Source organism: Thermodesulfobium acidiphilum (genome assembly GCF_003057965.1).
Classification (GTDB): domain Bacteria; phylum Thermodesulfobiota; class Thermodesulfobiia; order Thermodesulfobiales; family Thermodesulfobiaceae; genus Thermodesulfobium; species Thermodesulfobium acidiphilum.
This window is the reverse complement of the sequence record NZ_CP020921.1, coordinates 1,052,695-1,073,444: the sequence shown is the minus strand read 5'-3', so window position 1 is coordinate 1,073,444 and position 20,750 is coordinate 1,052,695. Positions and strand designations below refer to the sequence as shown.

Below are 20,750 nucleotides of genomic sequence, written 5' to 3'. Positions count from 1 at the left end.
TTTTGATGGAGGTAATTATGCAATTAATTTACATAAATGATCACTTAGGATATATAAAGTCTAGTGTGAATATAGGTTTCTTACTAAACAAAAAAAAGGAAGCTATATTAATTGATGCTGGAATTGATGACAATAATGCAAAGAAGTCATTTAAGATATTAGATGATGAAAAAATTATTCCTAAAAAAATAGTTATTACTCATGCTCACGCTGATCATTTTGGGGGTGCTTCATGGTTTGTAAAACATCTTAATACTGAAGTGCTTTCAACTTTGCCTGCTAAATCTATACTTGAATATCCACTGTGGGAGCCTATATATCTTTTTTGTGGTGCTAATCCGCCAAAAATTCTCCATCAAAAATTCTTTCTTGGTAAGAAAGTTAATGTCGACAGAATTGTTTCTCAAGGTAGGGTAAACTTTGATAACATAGATTTTGAAATTGTTGAGCTTCCGGGACATTCATTTGGACAAATTGGGATTTTATTTGAAAATTATCTTTTTTGTGCTGATTCTTTTATTTCTTACGAATTTTTAGTCAAGCACAAAATACCTCTTAACTCGGACATAAAAGGGACCTTACAAACTCTTAATTACTTAAAAAACTCGAAATTTAAAGGAATAATACCTTCACATGGTGATCTTTTTGAAAACTATCATGATATTTTGAATGAAAACGAAAAAATTATTAATCAAATTTTGGAATTTATCCTTGATGTCTGTTTTAAGCAAATATCTGAAATAGAACTCCTAAATCTTATATATGATAAGTTTGACATATCAATAAAAGATATGGCTACAAGTGTTTTGATGAGACTCTCTGTTTTAGCATATATAAGCTATCTACTTGATAAAGACTTGCTAAGGGTAGAATTTGTAGATAACCAGCAGTTTTTTGTAAGAGTTTCATAAATTTTTTAGAGGTTAGAACCTAAAATCCTAAATAAGGTCAAATTATTTGACAAACTTATAATAAAATGATATTCTTACGAAGATTATTTTTGATTTTGTGAGGAGAAGGTGGAAAAGAATCTTCAGGAAAAAGTTTGTAAACTGCTTGGAAGTTCAGAATGTTTGTTTTTCAATTTATCTTCTTTAGCAATATGTATAATAGATGAAAGTTTTAATATAGTTGGGAAAAGCAAGAAATTTACTTCGTTTTTTAAACACTACTCTATTGCTTTGGATGAAGGCTTTTTTGGCAAAGATAGTAATAATATTATAAAAGTATTAATTGAACAATTTGAGAGAAAGATAAATACTGCTTCTCTTATGTTTACATGAAGAATAAATCACGAATTTAAACACATTCTATTAGTTTCGGATTTAGTAGAGATTAATGGAAAGTTTTATGGGTTTTGTGTTTTTCAAGATTTATCAAATATATATCAACAAAACGAAAAATTAAAATATTTAAGTTTTCATGATGAATTAACGGGGCTTTATAATAGAAACTATTTTGAAAATGAAATAAAGAAATATAGTGATGGAAGAATGGACCCGGTAGGCGTATTTGTATTTGATGTAGATGGAATGAAACTGATCAACGATTCTTTGGGACATCAGGCGGGAGATAAAGCGTTGCAGGGAATGGCCAAAATACTTAGGAAAACCTTTCGTAAAAGTGATATAGTTTGTAGGGTGGGCGGGGATGAGTTTGCAATTCTGATTCCTCATGCAAGTTTTAATCTGATGCAAATTTTGCTAGAAAGAGTTAAATCGATTTATTTAGAATTGAAGGATAAATTTGACGTTCCTTTGTATTTTAGTATAGGTTATTCTATTGGAAATACCAGGGATGAAGAATTTGAGAATATCTTTAAAAGGGCTGATATATCAATGTATTCAAATAAATTTTCTAAAAGAAATGAATCTTACGAGAAAATTTTGAAGAGTATACACTAAATCATTATTTAATAAAAGATAATATTCCTAAATACCATCAGCTTGACTCTTTTTGTTTTATGATATAATATTTCAGTTATTTAAATGGGCGGTTAGTTCAGTGGTTGGAACGCTTGCTTGACATGCAAGAGGTCGTAGGTTCGATTCCTACACCGCCCACCATTCAAGTTATCCTCATTAATCAGCTTCCTTTGATATCCTTAGAAGCCTCAATCAATAAACTTTTAATTGATTTTGTGATATATTTAATTATCTATCAAATAACACTATCTGGAGGTTTTGATGTCTCAAATTATTTGTTATTTAGACAACGATAAGCTTGTTGATTATAGGGATTTTGAGGAAGGCAAGCCTTTAAAACCGATTACTGATAAGGATAAAGAATCTTTGGACGTTTTAAGACATTCAGCAGCTCACCTACTGGCTCAGGCTGTAAAAGAACTCTTTCCTGAAACAAAGCTTGCAATCGGCCCTTCTATAGAAAATGGTTTTTATTATGACATATATAGAAAGGAACCTTTTACGCCTGAAGACCTTGAGATAATTGAAAAAAAGATGAAGGAGATTTCAAAAAGAGATCTTGAAATTACAAAGATATGCCTTAAGAAAGAAGATGTGATTAGATTGTTTGCTGATCTTAAAGAAGATTATAAGTTAGAGTTAATAAATGACATTCCTGATGATGAAGTATGTATATATAAACAGGGTAACTTTGTAGATCTATGTAGAGGGCCTCATCTCTCTTCTACCGGTCAGATAAAACATTTTAAATTACTAAATGTAGCGGGGGCATACTGGAGGGGTGATGAAAAAAGGGAGATGCTTCAGAGAATATATGGAACTGCATTTTGGACAGAAGAAGAGTTAAAAAATTACCTTAATTGGCTGGAAGAAGTACATAAAAGAGATCATAGAAAATTGGGTAAAGAGCTTGATCTTTATAGCATGGCTGATGAAGTGGGTGCTGGACTTATCCTATGGCATCCAAATGGAGGAGTTATTAGGACTATTATTGAAGACTATTTAAGAAAGGAGCACGTTAAGAGGGGCTATGAAATAGTTTATACTCCTCATATGATGAATTTAAAGATTTGGAAAATTTCAGGGCATTTTGATTTTTATAAAGAAAATATGTATATATTTGAAAATGATGGTCAGGAGTATGCAGTAAAGCCTATGAATTGCCCTGGTCATATGATGATATATAATTCTAAAACAAGAAGTTATAGGGATTTGCCTATAAGATTTTTTGAACTTGGAACAGTGTATAGATTTGAGAGATCGGGAGCGTTACATGGTCTTTTGAGAGTTAGAGGTTTTACCCAGGATGATGCGCATATATTTTGTACAGATGAACAGCTTCAGGATGAAATAATAGGAGTTCTTAATTTTGCAAAAGATATGATGGAACTTTTTGGCTTCAAATATGTAGTGTCGGTAGGTACTAGGCCTGATGGTTCAATAGGTACTGATGAGCAATGGAATCTTGCTACGAATTCATTGATTAGTGCTCTAAAACAAAAAAACATTGAGTTCGAAATAATTGAAGGAGACGGTGCGTTTTATGGGCCAAAGATTCAGGTAGAGTTAATAGATGCACTCGGGCGAAAGTGGACTGGTCCAACTATTCAGGTAGATTTTGCACTCCCAGAAAGGTTTAATCTTGAATATGCTGATAAAGATGGCACTAAAAAAAGACCTGTGATGATTCACAGAACTGTAGTTGGAAGTATGGAAAGATTTCTCGGAGCTCTAATAGAAAATTACGCAGGAATGTTCCCAGCATGGCTTTCTCCTATACAAATAATGATTATACCGGTTAAAGAAGACCCAGAACTATTAGAATATTCTTCTCAGGTTAGAAAAAGGCTGTCTGACGAGGGTTATAGAGCTAAAATTGATAAAAGGAATGAAACCTTGAAATATAGAATAAGAGATGCGGAACTAAATAGGATTCCGTATATATTGGTAATAGGGAAAAAAGAATATGAGGCTAAGTTAGTATCGCTTAGAACAAGAGGCATGAACGATGAAGGACAAATAAGCATAGAAGAATTCATAAAGAGACTATCTAATGAAGCAAGAATTCCTTCTGGTAATTAATATAAATGATTCATAGAGGAAAACAATGAAATTAAGCATTTAATATGGATAATAATATTTTTTTATCGATTATTAATAGTCTTTCAGGAGTTGCTTTTACTTCTAGGTTTATCGTTAAAAACAGAAGTCCAATAATATATAGCTTAAATTTTTTTGATAACTTTAAGGACAAAGCTATAGGCGGGTTTAGTAGTGAAAGATTAGTCGAAAACAATCTTTTTGTAGAAAATGTGCATCCAGATGATAGGATGAAATTTTTTGAAAATTTTTTATCTTTAGGGATAGGAGAGAATTCGCAGTGTAAATTGCGTTTTAAAACTAATGATGGAAATTATATATGGCTTAAAATTAATATGATAATTTTATCCAGGGACGAAAGGTTTGTTGAAATTGGTGGCGTAATAGAGATAATATCTAAAGAAAAAAATCTTGAAGCAATTTTTTACACGATAAAAGAAATTAATAGGCTTATTATAAAAACAGACAGGGAAAATAAGCTTTTTCAATCTTTGTGTGATTTGTTAGTTGATAAACTCAATTATGTAGGTGCCTTTCTTGGTGACATAGATTCTAACAAACTTTTTAGATTGAAGTTTTTTGCGAAGAATACTCCTGAGATTCTTGTGGAGGACTTTAAAAAGGTTACCATTTCAGTTGATGAAAGAATTCCTGAGGACAGAGGAACAGTAGGAAATGCCTATAGAACAGGAAAGGTTTTTCTGGTTTCTGATACCTTAGAGTCTGAATCAATGAAACCATGGGTAACATATTACAAAAAACATGGCATTCGTTCTGCTTGTTCCATACCCCTATATAAAAGCGGTAAAGTTGAATTTGTATTAGTAATATATTCCAGGACGCCAGATTTGTTCAGTGAAGAATATATGGAAATTCTTGATGAAATAAAGAGTGATATCTCCTTTGCTTTAGAAAAAATTGATAAGGAGAAGAATATAAAACTACTTAGTGAAGCGATAAAAGAGTCTCCAGAATGGTTTCTAATAGCAGATGAAACTGGGACAATTTTGCACGTGAATAAAGCTGTTGAAAGAATTTCTGGCTATAGTGTAGATGAGGTCGTGGGGAATAAATTATCAATGTTTATTCCTGATTTTTATCCGGAGGATTTTTGTAAAGAACTGTTTGATAGGATTTCTCGGGGAGAAAGATGTGAGTGTGAACTTATAAGACAGACTAAAAATAAAAATATATTTTACCTGGATACAATCTTTATTCCTGTTTTCTTTGACAACAAAGTTTATAGATTTGTGGAACTTTCAAGGGATATTACTAAGGAAAAGCTTCAACAAGAAAGGATATCAGAGCTAACAAGATTATATATAACTCTTTCAGATATAAATCAACTGATTATTAGAACTGACTCTATCAGAGATTTGTATCAAACGGTTAATGAAATCTTAGTAAAAGATGCAGGGTTTTCAATTGTTTTCTTTGTTATAATTGATGAGGAAAACAAGTTAAAGATCCATAGTTTCTATTATCAAGAAGATGGTTTAGATAATCAATATGATGACTTTTTGAAGTTTATTGAAGAAAGTTATAAAGAAGAATTATCTATTTTAATAGAAAAGGGTTTTATTAGTGCAATTTCTATACAAAATAAAGAAATTATTTATTATAATGATCTGACCATCTCTTTAAAAACTGAAGAAATCAAGGAAAAATTTAAATGTTATGGTTTTTTGAGTTCTTCTGCTTCAATACCAATTTTTAAAAATAATAAAGTTATTGGTTCAATATTTTGTTGTTCTGCTAAAAAAGATTTTTTTACTCCAGATATATTAAGACTTTTAAATGAAATAGGTACTGATATAAGTTTTGCTTTAGGAAAGATTGAAATGGAAAGATTTAATGCTATGACTTCTACTGCCCTTAACTCTGGAAGCGATTTTGTGATGATTACGGATAAAAACTTTAAAATAGTTTATGTAAACGACAACACTCAGAAGATATTTGGGTATACCAAAGATGAGCTGATAGGTAAGCATCATTCAATCATATCTTCAAGATCACAGGGCCTGGGATTTGCAAGAAGGTTTTATAGAACTATTAGAAATGGCCAAAGATTTGCTGATCTTTTTATCTATAAATCTAAATCTGGTGAAAGGGTTTACAGTTATACTACAATTACACCATTTCTGATCAGAGGTGAAATAAGATTTTATATTGCAGTAGGCAAAGATATTACTCAGGCAAAATCTCTTGAGGATAGTTTAAAAAGATTAAAGGACTACGATCCTTTAACGAGTCTATTAAACAGAAATAAATTTATTGAAAGTGCCAATGAATTTATTAGTATTGCAAAATATGAGAAAAAGCTTGCTAGCGTTTGTATAATAAACCCAATTGGTTTTTCTTCAATAAATCAAGCTTATGGATTTTATGCAGGGGATTTAATTTTATGTGAAATAGCTGATAGAATCAAGAAAACTCTAAGAGAATATGATTTAATAGGAAAATTAGAGTCAGATATGTTTGTTGTTTTATTAAAAGATATTGCGACTTTAGAAGATGTTTTAAATATAATTTCAAAGCTTAATCTGGCCCTTGAGAAACCTTATGAAATTTCAAAAAGAAATGAGATCTTAGTTTTCTTTAACTACGGAGTTAGTTTTTTCCCAAATGATGGCGAAAATGCACAAACTCTTCTTGAAAGAGCTAATATTGGATTGGCTAGCATTAAAGGCAGTAAAGATAGAAAAATAGGGTTTTATAAGAAAGATTTTGAGCAAAGAGCAAGGATGAAACTTGATCTGAAGTCAAGATTAGAGAGAGCTATTATTAATAAAGAATTTATTCTTTATTATCAGCCAATATTTTCGATAAAGGACAAAAGTATAGTTGGTGCAGAGGCGCTACTTAGATGGAAAAATAATGGTCAAGTGATTTTGCCTATGGAATTTATTCCTATATTAGAAGAAATGGGCCGAATAAGTGACGTTGAGAGGTTTGTAGTTGACAACGTTTGCAATAAATTAATGGATTGGGAAAAAAGAGAGAAAAATATAGTGCCAATCTCAATAAATCTATCTGAACGAAGTTTTAAAGATGAAAATTTTAGGAAATATGTAATTTATACCATTAAAAAGTATGAAGTTCGCAGAAGAATGTTTGGTATAGAACTCGTTGAAAGAACATTTGTTGAGGATTTTGAGCGCTGCTTAATTATGCTAAAGAAATTCGATAGAGAAGGTATTTCTATATCTTTGGATGATTTTGGTACTGGTTTTTCTTCTTTTAACTATCTTTACAGGCTTAAGCTTGATTCCTTGAAAATCGATAAATCGTTTCTAAATAATATAGAAAAGGATATTAGGGCAAAATCGATTGTTGAGAGCATAATATTTTTGAACAAGAGACTTAATCTAAAAACTATTGCTGAAGGAGTAGAGACTTTAGATCAACTAAAAATATTGGAAGAATTAGGATGCGAGTACGTTCAAGGCTTTCTTTTGGCAAAACCTATGCCAGAGGAAAAATTTGAAGAATTGATAAAATCATAGAATTAAAAATTGGTGCCGAGGGTGGGACTCGAACCCACACATCCGTGAGGATACTGGATTTTGAGTCCAGCGCGTCTGCCAATTTCACCACCTCGGCGTTGATGTTAGAGAAAATATATAACAAAAAATTTGAAAAGTCAAACGTATTTCCAACCGTCGATTACCAGTTGATATTTGCCCAAAGTTTTTTTAAGCTTAATCGTCAAATCTCGATTATACTGAATATCTTTTGGAAGATATATAATTACCGTGTCTATTTTTGTAACTTCAAACTTTGAGGAGTCTTTAGGAGTACCCAATTTAACTGATGGAGGAAATTTAATATCTCCTACACAGGTTCCAATTGTAGGATAGTCATCAAAGTATATTGTATTTCCATTTTTAGCAATATAAGATTTTGCATCAGCACTAATATGTATAGCCATTCCTTACCTCATTTTTTATAGGAATTCTTGGTGCCGAAGGTGGGATTTGAACCCACATGAGGTTATACCTCACTACGCCCTGAACGTAGCGCGTCTGCCATTTCGCCACTTCGGCTTTATTCCTAAATTACAATATTTAAAGGATGCTGTCAATTGTTTCAATGATGTTAGTTATATTTTTTAAAATAACCTGATTTTAGTAATTTATGCTAAAATTGAAAATAATTTTTAGCTAATTTAAAGTAATTTTTGTATTTAAGTTTTTGTAAAATTTCAAATATAAAAGCAAAATTAATTTTAGCCTAAAATGTATTCATTTATGTTAATATTATATAAATATAATATTTTTAAACAATTGAATATAATGTGATATTTACAAAACAAATTTTGTAGGTTAAAATTTAAAAAATGACTGATTGGTCATAGTGTGGAGATATGGATATAGAAGATAAAATTTTGAAAGTATCACTTGAATATTTTTCCCAAAAAGGATACTCTCAAGTCAGGATAAGTGATATTGCAAAGGAAGCAGATATAGGAAAAGGGACAGTATATCTGTACTTTAATTCTAAAAAAGATTTATTTTATTCGACTATAGAGTATGCTTTTAGGAAGTTGTCTGAAATACTTTGGTCTGGCAAGGATTTCAATAGCATATTAAGTTTGAGAGCTTTTGTATATGATTATTTTGATAACTGGGAACTTGCAAGTAAGTTGGGTAGTTTAGTTTTAAATGGACTTTCACTTGGAGATAAAACCTTCTATAACGAATTAAGGAGTATGAGAGATAAATATATAATTGAAGACCTGGATAAGATTGTGAGAAATCTTATAGAGGTAAATATAATTAGGGAAATTAATGAAAGAATGATTTCGCTGTTTATATGGGGAAACCTTGTATTTTTTACAACTTTAGTTTTGAAAGGGGAAGAGATTAAATTGAACAAGAAAGAAATATGGCAAATGATTTTTTCGGGTTTAACTTCGGGGTTGATTAGATGAGAATAAAGATTAATTGTTTTATTTTCTTTATTTTATTTTTTGTTTTTGTATCTCTTACTTGTGTTGCTCAATCAAAAGAGGAAGTTCTGGAATATAAGCCCACTAATCCTCCTGAAGAGTTAAGTCTTACTCTTGATAAAGCAATAGAACTTGCAAAAAACTATAGTCCTTTGTTAAAAATGGATAGAGAAAAGATTGGAAATGCAAGAATGCAGGCGCACGAAATATCTGGTTATCTCGTTCCTCATCTAAATTGGCAGTCAACTTATACAGAGTTAAAAAGTGCTCCTGCTATTATGCTTCCGGGAATAGGTAAAGTCCCAACAGGCTATAAAACTACTTATGATCATAGGGCTGTTTTAACATATGAGTTTGATGTATGGAGAAAGATTTGGGAGCAAAGATCTGCTGCCTGGCTTAACGTAAGAGAAGCTGAAGAAAATTATAGAAGTGCAGTTCAAGATTTAACGTATCGAGTTACAAAAGCGTACTTTCAATGTTTGCAGGCAGAAGATAACGTGGCTTCTCAAGAAGCAGATCTAAAGCAAATTGAAGAACAACTTAGGGTTACTCAGGCTATGTATAACGCTGGAACGGCAGCTAAAATTGATGTATTAAGAGTTCAGGTAGCTCTGGCTCAAATAAAACAAAACTTACTGGATGCAAAAAACCAAAGAGATTTGGCTTATTCTTCTTTGAATAATCTTATAGGATATCCAATGAACACAAAATTGATTCTTGCAAAAGATCAAGATGTGCCCAATATAACTGGTAGTGTGGACGAATTAACAACAAAGGCTGTTTCTTTTAGACCTGATCTTAGGGCTGCGAGATTTGCTGCAGAGGCTGCAAAGAAGCTTATATGGGTTGCAAAGACTAAAAGACTTCCTGACTTTACTATTACAGCATATAAAGAATGGGTAGATAATCACTTTTTCCCCAATAACCAGGATTGGGGTGCAGTGGTAGAGATGACCATTCCAATTTATAATGGTGGCATAATTAGAAGTCAGGTTCAGCAGGCAATAATAGCATATAGAACTCAAGAAGACTATGAAAAGCAGATTTTTGATCAAGTTAAGCTGGACGTAAAGCAAGCGCTTTTAAATCTTATATCTGCAAAACAAAGAATTGATACCATTTCTAAATCAGTAGCGGAGGCTGAAGAAAGCTTGAGATTAGCTAGAGTTAGATACCAGGCAGGTGTAAACACCATTTCTGAGGTGTTAGATGCAGAGGCACAGCTTTCTACTTCCCAAACTCAATATGCTCAAGCTAAGTTTGACTATCAGGTTGCAAAAGCGGCTTTGTATAAGGCAATTGGATTGGATTAGATTCAATTAAAGATATGTTAAAAGATATGTTAAAAAGAAAGGTTATTATAGCATCTTCGATTATAGGTATTCTTATAATTGTGCTATTAGCTTTTAGTTTTCTTAACAAGAAAAGCGTGCCTGTAAGTCGAATACCGGTAGTTAAGGCAATGAAAGTTATAGTAAAGGATACTGATGTTTATCAAGATTACGTAGGTCAAGTAGAAGCTGTGAACGATGTTCAAATCAAAGCTAAAGTTTCTGGAAATATAGTTGCAAAGTATATAAAGGGTGGAGATCTAGTAAAAGCAGGTCAGCCCCTTTTTCAAATTGACAAAAGAGCTTATGAGGCTGCTGTTCTTCAGGCAAAAGCACAGTTAGCACAGGCAATTGCAAATTATGAAAATGCAAAGCTTGATGCCGACAGATATAAGATTCTTGCTGCTCAGGATGCTGTTCCACAACAAACTTCAGATACAGCCGCATCGATTGCCAAACAAGACTATCAGATTGTAGAAGCAATGAGAGCAAATCTCAAACAGGCTGAAGATAATTTGAGCGATACCTTAATTGTTGCACCTTTTAGTGGTAAGCTGGGTGTCGGAGATGATTTGAGTTTAGGTGCATTCGTCACCGCTGGGCAAACTGTTTTATGCACGTTATCGTCGCCCGATCCTATGTATGTTTTGTTCAGCATTTCTGAAAACGATTATCTAAATATGATTAAAAATGGTGTTGATCCGATAAATAGTGATGTAGGTAAAAGGATAAAACTTGTGCTTTCTGATGGAACGACTTATAAATATCCAGGAAAAATAACTGAAATAAATAGAGGTCTTACTCAAAATACCGGAACTCTTTCAATAAAAGCACTTTTCCCAAATCCTGAGAATATTCTTGTTCCAGGAATGTTTGCTAAAGTAGTTCTTTTGGAAGGTCACTTAAAAAATGCTATTCTTGTACCTCAAATGGCGGTTCAGCAGATTTTGGATAAGACCTTTATTACTATTGTAGATAACAATAGTAAAGCACAGATGGTTCCTGTTAAAATGGGACCAAGGATAGGTTCTCTTTGGGTTGTAGAGGATGGACTTAGGCCTGGTGATAACGTTATAGTTGAAGGATTTCAGAAAGCTCCTACAGGAACTATTGTTAAAGTAATAGAGGTCACTCCCGAATCTTTGGGTATAAAGTAGTTTATGGCGCAATTTTTTATTAAAAACCCAATTTTTGCGATTGTTGTTTCGTTAATAATAGTTCTGGTTGGTTTGCTTGCAATGGTAAATTTACCAATTGCTGTTTATCCTCAGATAACCCCTCCACAAGTTAATGTTATAGCGAATTATCCTGCTGCAAATGCTCAAACTGTAGAACAAACGGTTGCTCAACAAATGGAAGATCAGGTTAATGGTGTAGAAGGTATGGTTTCTATGTTATCTACAAGTACTGATACAGGAAGTTATACATTACAAGTTCAATTTGAACTTGGCAAAAATCCAGATCTGGCTACTGTACAAGCTCAGAATAGAGTGGGTCAGGCATCTCCTTTATTGCCTTCTGAGGTGGTTCAGTATGGAATTAATGTGATGAAAGTTACACCTCAAAATGCTCTTGTTTTTTCGCTTTATTCTCCCAAAGGAACATATGAGTCTACTTTTCTAGCAAATTATGGAAATATTAATATAGTTCAGCAATTACAAAGGGTGAAGGGTGTAGGTCAGGTAATGATGTATGGATCTCCCTTTGGGATGAGAATTTGGCTAAATCCAGAAAAAATGGCTCAATTGGGTATAACTACGACAGATGTTTACAATGCAATAAAAGAACAAAATGTACAAGCAGCATCCGGCACCATAGGTCAAATGCCAACACCTGCTGATCAAGCATTTCAATATATTACCAGAGTAAAGGGTAGGTTAAGTACACCTCAAGAGTTTGAAAATATTATAGTAAGAGCCAATCCTGATGGATCTATTGTGAGGTTAAAAGATATTGCTCGAGTTAACTTAGGTGGTAGGTTTTATATGTATAACTCAACTATGGATGGATATAATGCGGCTGCTTTTGGAGTACAACTAACTCCTGATGCTGATGCTTTGAAAACAGTAGATCAGTGCAAAGAAATCATACAAAATGCCTCAAAAAATTTCCCTCCTGATATGAAATATGAAATCGTTGTTGACAACACGCTTTTTATAAGAGAATCTTTGAAGGAGGTGTTAGTAACTTTATTTGAGGCTTTGCTTTTAGTTATGGTAGTAATTTTTATTTTTTTGCAGTCCTGGAAAGCGACTCTTATACCAATGCTTGCCGTACCAGTGTCATTGATAGGTACCTTTGCTATGTTTCTTGTTTTTGGTTTTTCTATCAATACTCTTACACTTTTTGCTATGGTTTTGGCAATAGGTTTGGTAGTTGATGATGCAATTGTAGTTATTGAAGCAGTAGAACGTCATATTAGATATGACGGTATGAACCCTTTTGGGGCTGCTCAAAAAGCTATGAAAGAAGTTTCAGCTGCAATTGTAGCAATAGCGTTTGTTTTGGCTTCAGTTTTTATACCAGTTGCATTTTTTGGTGGAACTATGGGGGTTTTGTATAAGCAATTTGCATTAACTATAACTGTTTCTATGATCCTCTCTGTAATAGTAGCACTTTCTCTTACACCTACATTGTGTGCGAGGATGTTAACTCCATATGATCCAACCAAACACAAAGGGTTGCTTGCTAAGTTTTTTGACAAATTTAACGATAACTTTGAAAGGATTGTTTATAAATATTCTCAAATAGTTTACAAATTGATTAGAAAAGTTAAATGGGGCTTGTTATTTATTATATTGTTAACGATTGTTACATTTTTTATTGTTTCTAAACTTCCAACTTCTTTTGTTCCAGATGAGGATCAGGGTTATCTTATAGCAGCAGTTTCACTACCACAGGGCACAAGTTTGAACGTTACTTCTAATGAAATAAATGAAATAGGTCAAGTAATTAGGCAAATTCCCGGTGTATATGCTGTTACATGTGTCAACGGCATAAACTTTTTAACTTTTGCTGCCGATTCAAGCACAGGCGTTATCTTTATAAGACTTAAGCCTTGGGATGAAAGAAGAACTCAAGAGTTATCTGCGCAAAGCATTTTAAGACAAATATTTATTAAATCTCAGCAATTCCCAAATGCAACAGTTTTACCGCTACTTCCCTCTTCTTTACCAGGAATTGGAACAAGAGGCGGCTTTACAATAATGCTTGAGGATAGAGGTGGGGAAGCGAGTTTTCAAGAGATGGATAACATTTCTAAAGAATTTATTAATGAAGCAAAAAAGATGCCTGCAATTGGAACAATTTATTCCACTTTTAATGCAAATACACCTGGCTATACCTATAATATTGATAGAGATAAAGTAAAAAAATTAGGAATTCCTCTTACTGATGTATTTAATACAATGCAAACTTTTTATGGAGGCCTTGAGGTTAACGATATAAATCTTTATGGAAAAACTTATAAAGTAACTATGCAAGCTTTACCTCAATTTAGGACTACTCCAAATGATATAAAGTTTTTTTATGTAAGAAATCCTGAAGGGAAAATGATCCCTTTAAGTACCCTTGCTAGTGCAAAACTTACAGATGGTCCTTCAGTAATACAAAGGTTTGATAATTATAGAGCAATTCAAATTGGTGGTAATCCTGCTCCTGGTTATAGTTCAGGTCAAGCTATGCAAGCATTGGTAGAAGTAGCGCATAAAGTCTTGCCTGCAACTTTCTCTTATGATTGGGCAGATTTGAGCCTGGAGGAACAAAAATCTGGGCAGAAAGCACCTATTCTTTTTGCTCTATCTCTAATTTTTGCGTTTTTATGTCTTGCAGCTTTATATGAGAGTTGGTTTGTTCCCATCAGTGTAATATTATCAGTTCCTACTGCGATGTTTGGTGCAACTTTTTTCCAATATATAAGACATCTTAGTAATAATGTATATATGCAAATTGGGCTTATAATGCTTATTGGGCTTGCTGCAAAAAATGCAATTTTAATAATTCAGTTTTCAAGGATCAGAGAAGAAAGTGGGATGGGCCAAATTGAAGCTATTGTAGAGGCTGCGAGGGTAAGACTAAGACCAATTCTTATGACTTCCTTTGCTTTTATCTTCGGCTGTTTGCCATTGGCAATCGCATCCGGTGCGGGTTCCGGCGCAAGAATTGCTATGGGCACATCGGTGGTAGGTGGTATGTTAACAGGAACTTTTATAGGTGTATTTATAATTCCTGTTTTATATATAGCTGTAGAAAAAGTTGCCTATAAAATCTTTGGAAAAAAATAAGTTTCAGGTAATATATTAAATTAAAATTTGAAATCTTCGATGATTAAGAGGGAGAGGTAAAATTTGACTTTTTTAGAATTTACTTTTAGAAATAATATCGGTTCTTTTCCTGTAATACATGAAATTTTTGAAGCATATAGAGTAATGGATAATAAACCAATCCGATTCCCAAATTATAGGATTTTGCAACTCTCAAGTATAGATGATGATTTAAAAAGCATAAAAGTTTCACCTTTTTTTTCCATACTTTTTAGTTCTGGTAAAACTTTTATTTCAAAAGGAATAAGATTTGATGTTAAAGAAGTAAGTTTTTATAATATATCAAGAAATTTGTTTTCTTTAGGAGATATTTTAGAAAATATCGATCAGTGTACGTTTTATTACAGAGATCTTATTATTCATTTGAAGGATTTTTTCTCTAAATTTGATTTAGACTTTTTTAGCGAAAGGCACATTGACATTCGATGTTTGTATCTCTTTGATTTAGATGAAGATGTATTTTTACCCTTACCAAAAGAAGAAATAATTTTTAAAAACAAATTAGGCAATTTTAGATTTGAATGTAAATTTAATGACATATTTGAGTAGGTGAAAAAATGGATTTTCATCAAATTCCATCTATATCTTATATCCTTAAAGAAATAAAAAGAAACGATATTAATGTTCCGCACGATTTGTGTGTATTGATTAGCCAAAGAGAAGTAGAAATAGCAAGAGAAGCTATTAGAAGCGGTAAAAATATTACTAAAGATAAAATTATTGAAAATATAAAGATAAAGTTAAATTTTTTAAATAAATCTGTTTTAAAAAGAGTTATTAATGCTACGGGAATTATTATACATACTAATCTTGGCAGATCTCCTCTAAATGATTCAGTGGCTAAAGAAGTGGCTGAAATAGCTACTAATTATTCTAATCTTGAATATGATCTTTTTAATAACAAGAGGGGAAGAAGAGATTTGTTAATTAGAGATATCCTTATAGCTTTAACTGGTTCTGAAGATGCAACGGTAGTAAATAATAATGCTGCTGCTGTTTATATAACTTTAAATACTCTTCTTAACAAAAAAGAAGTGTTAATTTCGAGATCTGAACTTATTGAAATAGGAGGATCTTTCAGAATTCCAGATGTAATAACATCTTCTGGAGCAATTCTGAAGGAAGTGGGTACCACTAATAAAACTCATTTAAGGGATTATGAGAACAATATAAGTGAATTAACTGGTGCTATTATGAAGGTTCATCAAAGCAATTTTTATCAAGAGGGATTTGTTCAAAGTGTTAAAATGGAAGAATTATCAAATCTTGCCAGGAAAAAAAATATCTTATTTTTTGAGGATTTAGGTAGTGGATGCCTGATTGACCTGAGAAAATATGGTTTAAATTATGAACCAACTGTTCAAGAAAGCATTCAAAAAGGTACAGATATTGTAAGTTTTTCTGGAGATAAACTTCTGGGAGCAGGGCAATGCGGGATAATCTTAGGAAAAAGTAAGTTAATTGAGAGGATTAGAAAAAATCCTTTAATGAGAGTTTTAAGAGTTGACAAGATGACTTTATGCGCACTTGAAGGAACTTTGAGACTATATCTTGACAAACGATACGAAGAAATACCTGTTTATAGAATGCTTGCAAAAACCATAGATGAAATGATTCAAGATGCAAAATATATTATTAGTAACGTTAAAAATAAGAATCTTACTTTAGAAATTTTTGAAAGTGAGGGAAGGCTTGGAGGAGGTTCTACTCCTAGAAGTTTTTTCAAAACCATAGGAATTGGCATTAAACATAAAATATTATCTACGAAGGATATAGAAACCTTCTTGACAAGAAGAAGTATACCAATAATAGGCAGAGTATTAGATGACTTTTACTTTCTGGACATGAAAACAGTTTATTCTAAAGAACTTGATTTTATTTTACAAGCTTTAAGCGAGATGTCTTAAGTATTTTTAGCCTCTATGCGATCTTAGTAACATAAGTGTCATTTTAATATTAATAATTATAAATTTGACTAATTGCCAAAGGAGAAAAGTTCTTAAGAATTTTGTATACCAGAGGGGTTTTGATGCAAAAAAAGCTTGCTCATAAGGTTTTCTGTTATCTACCATTTTAAATACCTCACTATTCAGGAATTATATACCAGAATGGATTTAGCTTTGCTTTGTATATGAAGGCATAGTGTAGAAGTAGTTTAATCCAATGTCCGGCTAAACCTATGTCTCCAAAGGTAAAATTAAGGTCTCTACCGTATTCAGGAAATCTTTTAAAATCTGGAACTATGGGATAAACAGTAATTGATACTGCTGTTCCAGAAAAAAAACCAGTTCCAGTAGAAGCTACACATGCAGCACCTAATTTCGCCATACTTGCAGTATGTAGTGGTTTATTTTTTCCCTTTATTAGGTTAGCTATACTTTGAGCTACAGCTTTTCCCATCATTGCTGATGGCATTCCAGTTCTAGGAGCTGTAGGAGAAATTGTTGTTTTATTAGGACTTTGCATTGGTTTGCTAATTGGATGAGGTGGTGCAAATGCAATTCCTATAGCGAATACATTCTTATATTTTGGGTTTTGAAGGGTTTTAGGCCAATCTTCTGCATCCCATTCTATATATGGTTTAGGATTATAATTTCCATCCACTTTCATAAAACCATTAGGCAAAAATAGAGAACCAGTTATATCCTCCTCTTTTTTATTGAAAGCTTTAAGCCCTACACCGGCGAAAGGAGGTATCAGCATTGCAAAATCAAATTCTAACTCGTGAAAGGTGCCGTCAAGCGTTTCATATTTTATTTTATTTTTGCTAATTTCTAATGGATGAGCTCTCTTTATCCAGAAGATCTCTCTTTCAGCAAAAAGTGATTCGGTAAAGGTTTTACTGTGAGCAATATAACCACCATATTTCAAATGTAAACCGCCCATTCCAAAATCGCCAAGTTCGTATTCATTGGTTATATAAATTATTCTTGCTCTATCTCTAACTTTTTCTCTTTTTAGTTTTGATTCTACATTAAAAAGATATTCAAAAGCAGCTCCCTGACATGTAGCCATTCCATGTCCAACTCCTATAACGATAGTTTTATTTTTACCGTTTTTCATTTCTTTAATTAAAGAGCTAAGATTCTCCCAGGCTTGAACGGCGTGCGATGCAGAACAAATTGATTGAGAATTCCTAGATGGGCCTAAACCTGTTGTAGCATCAAAATTAAGTTTTGGGCCAGTTGCATTAATTAGATAATCATATTCAATATTTCTTTCTTTTTTAGAACTTATTTCTTCTACTACAACGAATGGAGAAGAAATAGACTTGTTACCTTCAGGATAGATCTTTGTTGCTTTTGCATTAATAAAATTAATATTTGCTTTTTTATAAATAGGTTCTAAATCAAATAGTACCTGATCGGGTTTCATATCGCCTACCCCTACCCATACGTTAGAAGGAATCCAATTATATTTTTTTGTTGGAGATACTACTGTGATCTGATGCTCATTACCTAAATATTTTCTTAAAAAACACGAAGCAGTGTGTCCTGATATTCCAGATCCTAAAACTACAATCTTTGACATTAAGAACCCACCTTTTTTAAAAAAAATGTTTATAGTAATATTTATATATTATATACTATATACGAAAAATTAAGTTTGATTGTAATAATTATTACTAATAATAATTTATTTTTCTATTTATTTTATGAGAATTTTCCAAAAATAAAACGTAAATAAAATTGCAGAAAACAGGGCAAACCAGGAGTTAAAGATTCCGAGGGGGACTAAAATAGCTAGTAAAAACCAGTGGAAAAATATGTTTGTGTTGTTTGGAAATTTATTTTTAATATGTAACTTTCGAATTATCACGATTAAACCAGATAGAGACCAGCCATATAGTGCTAGATAACCGTGTATTTGAAGCAAAAAATTATTTAAAGTCTGATAACTTTGAATATTTGAATAAAAAAATTGTAGGCATATCATTAAGAATCCTGTAATAGAAGTTATTATTAAAAACATTAAGCCGGATAACAGAAATTTTTTGTTTTCAAAGTGTTTAGAATTTTTTATGAATAAATAAGCTGTAAAAAGAATATATATTATTAGTAGGCTTGCGCAAATTAATTCTCCAACAACTATTTTTAAAATTATGAATACAAAAAATGTAATGACACCAAGATTAACTAACCAGAAGCTAATTTCTTTTTGTAACTTAAAGGCTATAGTGTTTTTATTGTCTATCAGATCGTAGATAATTGAAAAAATTATTAACGATAGTGGAAAGGAAAAACCCAAATAAAAATAATTTAAGGGCAATATATCATGGGGTATTATTTTAATAAAGTAATTATTTAAAATTGCTAATTGGGCAAGAAAAATTCCAATTGAGAGACAAAGTAAAGAAGCTAAATGAAATTTTTTACAAACTCTTACTTTATAATCAAAGAAAGCAAAAGGTAATATGCCAAAATATTTAATTCTTACGCTCTCAACTATAAAAATTAATAAAGTTCCGGAAATTAATGAAACTGTATAAAGGTTCAGAAAGAGGCTGAAAGCGTAAATAGAAGATATAATCAGATAAAGCCATGTGCTTTTTGAGAAATTGGTTTCTTTTTTTGTGAACCATAATATTATGGTTCCTCCAGCAATTAAATTGAAGAAAAATATGTGAAGTCTTTGAATTTGAAAAGAAGTAGAAGATGTCCATAAAAGTAAATTTTTCTGATTAGGAATAACTGAACCTGCAAAACCAAGAACAAAGCCAATAGCTACAAAGGAAAAAATTGTTAATTTTTCATATCTAGTCAATTTATCCTCTAAATTGTTTATTGTAGTGTTAATTTTATCATAAAGTTAATTAAAATTATTACTGTCAAACTTGAATAACAACACTATTTATGGTATATTACTAATACTAATTAGAATAATCTAAATTAAAGGAGGTTGAGTGGGATGTTAAGGGGAAAGGATTTGGCAAGAGCAAAGATTTCTATTTCAAAAGAAGAATTATTGGCTGAAACTGGTTCTTACGATCACATTATGCAAAGGCGCTGGGTAGGGAAAGATCTTAAGTTGATTAAATACAGCATGAAAAGTTCTACTATGTTCGATGGAGAAAGCAAGTCAACTGAAGGGGATTCTTAGCTAAACTTGAGCCCATATCCATTAGTTGGATGTGGGTAATTTTTTTCTTTAAGGGGGATTACTTGTTATTTATATTTTCTACTACATATGATACGACTGTAGATCTTTTAGTATATTATATTGGCGAGGATAAGGTATTTAGATTTAATACTGATATTTTTAAAGATTATAAAATATCTATAGATGAAGATTCATTTAAGATTGAGGACCTTACTGGTAGATATATCACCAATAAAGATATTAGAAAGGTTCTTTGGAGAAAGCCTTCCAAAATAAGAGATCTCTTTCCTGAAGAAATTCTATCTCCGGAAGATGCCTACTATGAAATAGAAGTATGGTATGTCATGAGAGAGATAATCAATCTTTTATGGTCTGAAAATAAAATTGTTTTAACTGAGCCCCTGGTGGATTATAGAGTGGGAAAATTTGTTCAACTAAAATGTGCTAAAAAGTTCTTTAATGTGCCTAAATATATTTTTAGATATGGTTTTGATAAGAAACTCAATACAGAAGGTGATACTATTATTAAGAGCCTAACCTCTGAGCCAATTTCTGAGGATGGGTCGGTAATTTTCGCTACTAAAGTGAATCAAAATGAGTTAGATGTCAATTGTCCATGGTTTATTCAGGATTATGTTCACTCTCAGAAGGACATTACGGTAGTATTTGTAAGGGATGAAATATTTGCTTTTGAACTTGATAGAACTTCTTTTCTTGACAAAACGATTGACTGGAGAGAGTTATCGGTTGATACTACTACTGATATGTGGTTGCCACACATTCTGCCAGACTGTGTAAGGGATTCTATTTTTCATTTTATGAGAGAGCTAAAACTTCACTTTGGAAGGTTTGACTTTCTATATAGCGATGATAAGTACTATTTTTTGGAGATAAACCCAAATGGGCAATGGGCATGGTTAGATTCTGAGAGAAAGCTTAAACTATTGGATAAAGTTATTAATGAAATTTCACCCGATACGCCTCTTTATGCCATTCCATTTTTAAGATATTAACTTTA

At 32.0% G+C, this 20,750-nt stretch carries 16 protein-coding genes and 3 tRNA genes; 14 read left to right on the top strand and 5 right to left on the bottom strand.

Annotated features, from left to right (window positions below):
* Positions 1-17 precede the first annotated feature (17 nt).
* The 6 genes from TDSAC_RS05465 (at position 18) to TDSAC_RS05440 (ending at position 7,531) form a co-directional block, all read left to right on the top strand.
* On the top strand, positions 18-911 hold the full coding sequence (locus tag TDSAC_RS05465; protein WP_199919718.1) for an MBL fold metallo-hydrolase: 894 nt from the start codon (positions 18-20) through the stop codon (positions 909-911).
* A 108-nt stretch (positions 912-1,019) separates the two neighbouring features.
* Positions 1,020-1,283, top strand: a complete 264-nt coding sequence (locus TDSAC_RS05460) for a hypothetical protein (RefSeq protein WP_108309245.1) — start codon at positions 1,020-1,022, stop codon at positions 1,281-1,283.
* Positions 1,284-1,286: 3 nt separating this feature from the next.
* On the top strand, positions 1,287-1,904 hold the full coding sequence (locus TDSAC_RS05455; RefSeq protein ID WP_108309244.1) for a GGDEF domain-containing protein: 618 nt from the start codon (positions 1,287-1,289) through the stop codon (positions 1,902-1,904).
* A gap of 86 nt (positions 1,905-1,990) precedes the next feature.
* Positions 1,991-2,066 (top strand) — tRNA-Val (locus TDSAC_RS05450).
* Between the two features lie 120 nt (positions 2,067-2,186).
* Positions 2,187-4,007 carry a threonine--tRNA ligase gene (thrS, locus tag TDSAC_RS05445; protein WP_108309243.1) on the top strand — a complete coding sequence of 607 codons (1,821 nt, stop codon included), beginning with the start codon at positions 2,187-2,189 and terminating at the stop codon, positions 4,005-4,007.
* Positions 4,008-4,051: 44 nt separating this feature from the next.
* Complete coding sequence (locus TDSAC_RS05440; RefSeq protein ID WP_108309242.1) at positions 4,052-7,531, top strand: EAL domain-containing protein; 3,480 nt, start codon at positions 4,052-4,054, stop codon at positions 7,529-7,531.
* Positions 7,532-7,541: 10 nt separating this feature from the next.
* On the opposite strand, the gene TDSAC_RS05435 is transcribed toward TDSAC_RS05440, so the two are convergent.
* From TDSAC_RS05435 to TDSAC_RS05425, 3 genes are all read right to left on the bottom strand, one after another.
* Positions 7,542-7,628: transfer RNA gene (locus TDSAC_RS05435), tRNA-Leu, on the bottom strand.
* 40 nt (positions 7,629-7,668) lie between these two features.
* On the bottom strand, positions 7,669-7,956 hold the full coding sequence (locus TDSAC_RS05430) for a CC/Se motif family (seleno)protein (RefSeq protein WP_108309241.1): 288 nt from the start codon (positions 7,954-7,956) through the stop codon (positions 7,669-7,671).
* 28 nt (positions 7,957-7,984) lie between these two features.
* Positions 7,985-8,071: transfer RNA gene (locus TDSAC_RS05425), tRNA-Leu, on the bottom strand.
* 320 nt (positions 8,072-8,391) lie between these two features.
* On the opposite strand from TDSAC_RS05425, the gene TDSAC_RS05420 reads away from it, so the two are divergent.
* The 6 genes from TDSAC_RS05420 (at position 8,392) to selA (ending at position 16,539) form a co-directional block, all read left to right on the top strand.
* Positions 8,392-8,958: a TetR/AcrR family transcriptional regulator gene (locus tag TDSAC_RS05420; RefSeq protein WP_108309240.1), complete on the top strand. Its 567-nt coding sequence runs from the start codon at positions 8,392-8,394 to the stop codon at positions 8,956-8,958.
* The gene (locus TDSAC_RS05415) at positions 8,955-10,292 is read left to right on the top strand and encodes a TolC family protein (protein WP_108309239.1); all 1,338 of its coding nucleotides are present in this window, start codon (positions 8,955-8,957) and stop codon (positions 10,290-10,292) included. Before TDSAC_RS05420 ends, TDSAC_RS05415 begins: the two co-directional genes overlap by 4 nt.
* A gap of 26 nt (positions 10,293-10,318) precedes the next feature.
* Positions 10,319-11,467 carry an efflux RND transporter periplasmic adaptor subunit gene (locus TDSAC_RS05410; protein ID WP_199919717.1) on the top strand — a complete coding sequence of 383 codons (1,149 nt, stop codon included), beginning with the start codon at positions 10,319-10,321 and terminating at the stop codon, positions 11,465-11,467.
* 3 nt (positions 11,468-11,470) lie between these two features.
* Positions 11,471-14,593: an efflux RND transporter permease subunit gene (locus TDSAC_RS05405; protein ID WP_108309237.1), complete on the top strand. Its 3,123-nt coding sequence runs from the start codon at positions 11,471-11,473 to the stop codon at positions 14,591-14,593.
* Positions 14,594-14,656: 63 nt separating this feature from the next.
* A complete protein-coding gene (locus TDSAC_RS05400; RefSeq protein ID WP_108309236.1) occupies positions 14,657-15,181 on the top strand; it encodes a hypothetical protein in 525 nt (174 codons plus the stop codon).
* Positions 15,182-15,189: 8 nt separating this feature from the next.
* Positions 15,190-16,539 carry an L-seryl-tRNA(Sec) selenium transferase gene (gene selA / locus TDSAC_RS05395; protein ID WP_108309235.1) on the top strand — a complete coding sequence of 450 codons (1,350 nt, stop codon included), beginning with the start codon at positions 15,190-15,192 and terminating at the stop codon, positions 16,537-16,539.
* A gap of 178 nt (positions 16,540-16,717) precedes the next feature.
* On the opposite strand, the gene TDSAC_RS05390 is transcribed toward selA, so the two are convergent.
* Entirely contained in the window at positions 16,718-18,163 is a 1,446-nt protein-coding gene (locus TDSAC_RS05390) for an NAD(P)/FAD-dependent oxidoreductase (protein ID WP_108309234.1), read from the bottom strand.
* Between the two features lie 117 nt (positions 18,164-18,280).
* Positions 18,281-19,396, bottom strand: a complete 1,116-nt coding sequence (locus tag TDSAC_RS05385) for a hypothetical protein (protein WP_108309233.1) — start codon at positions 19,394-19,396, stop codon at positions 18,281-18,283.
* 144 nt (positions 19,397-19,540) lie between these two features.
* Between TDSAC_RS05385 and TDSAC_RS05380 the strand changes: the two genes are divergently transcribed.
* Both TDSAC_RS05380 and TDSAC_RS05375 read left to right on the top strand, forming a co-directional pair.
* Positions 19,541-19,732, top strand: coding sequence for a hypothetical protein (locus TDSAC_RS05380; protein ID WP_108309232.1), 192 nt, complete (start codon positions 19,541-19,543; stop codon positions 19,730-19,732).
* Positions 19,733-19,794: 62 nt separating this feature from the next.
* Positions 19,795-20,745, top strand: coding sequence for an MvdC/MvdD family ATP grasp protein (locus tag TDSAC_RS05375; RefSeq protein WP_108309231.1), 951 nt, complete (start codon positions 19,795-19,797; stop codon positions 20,743-20,745).
* The last annotated feature ends 5 nt before the right edge of the window (positions 20,746-20,750 follow it).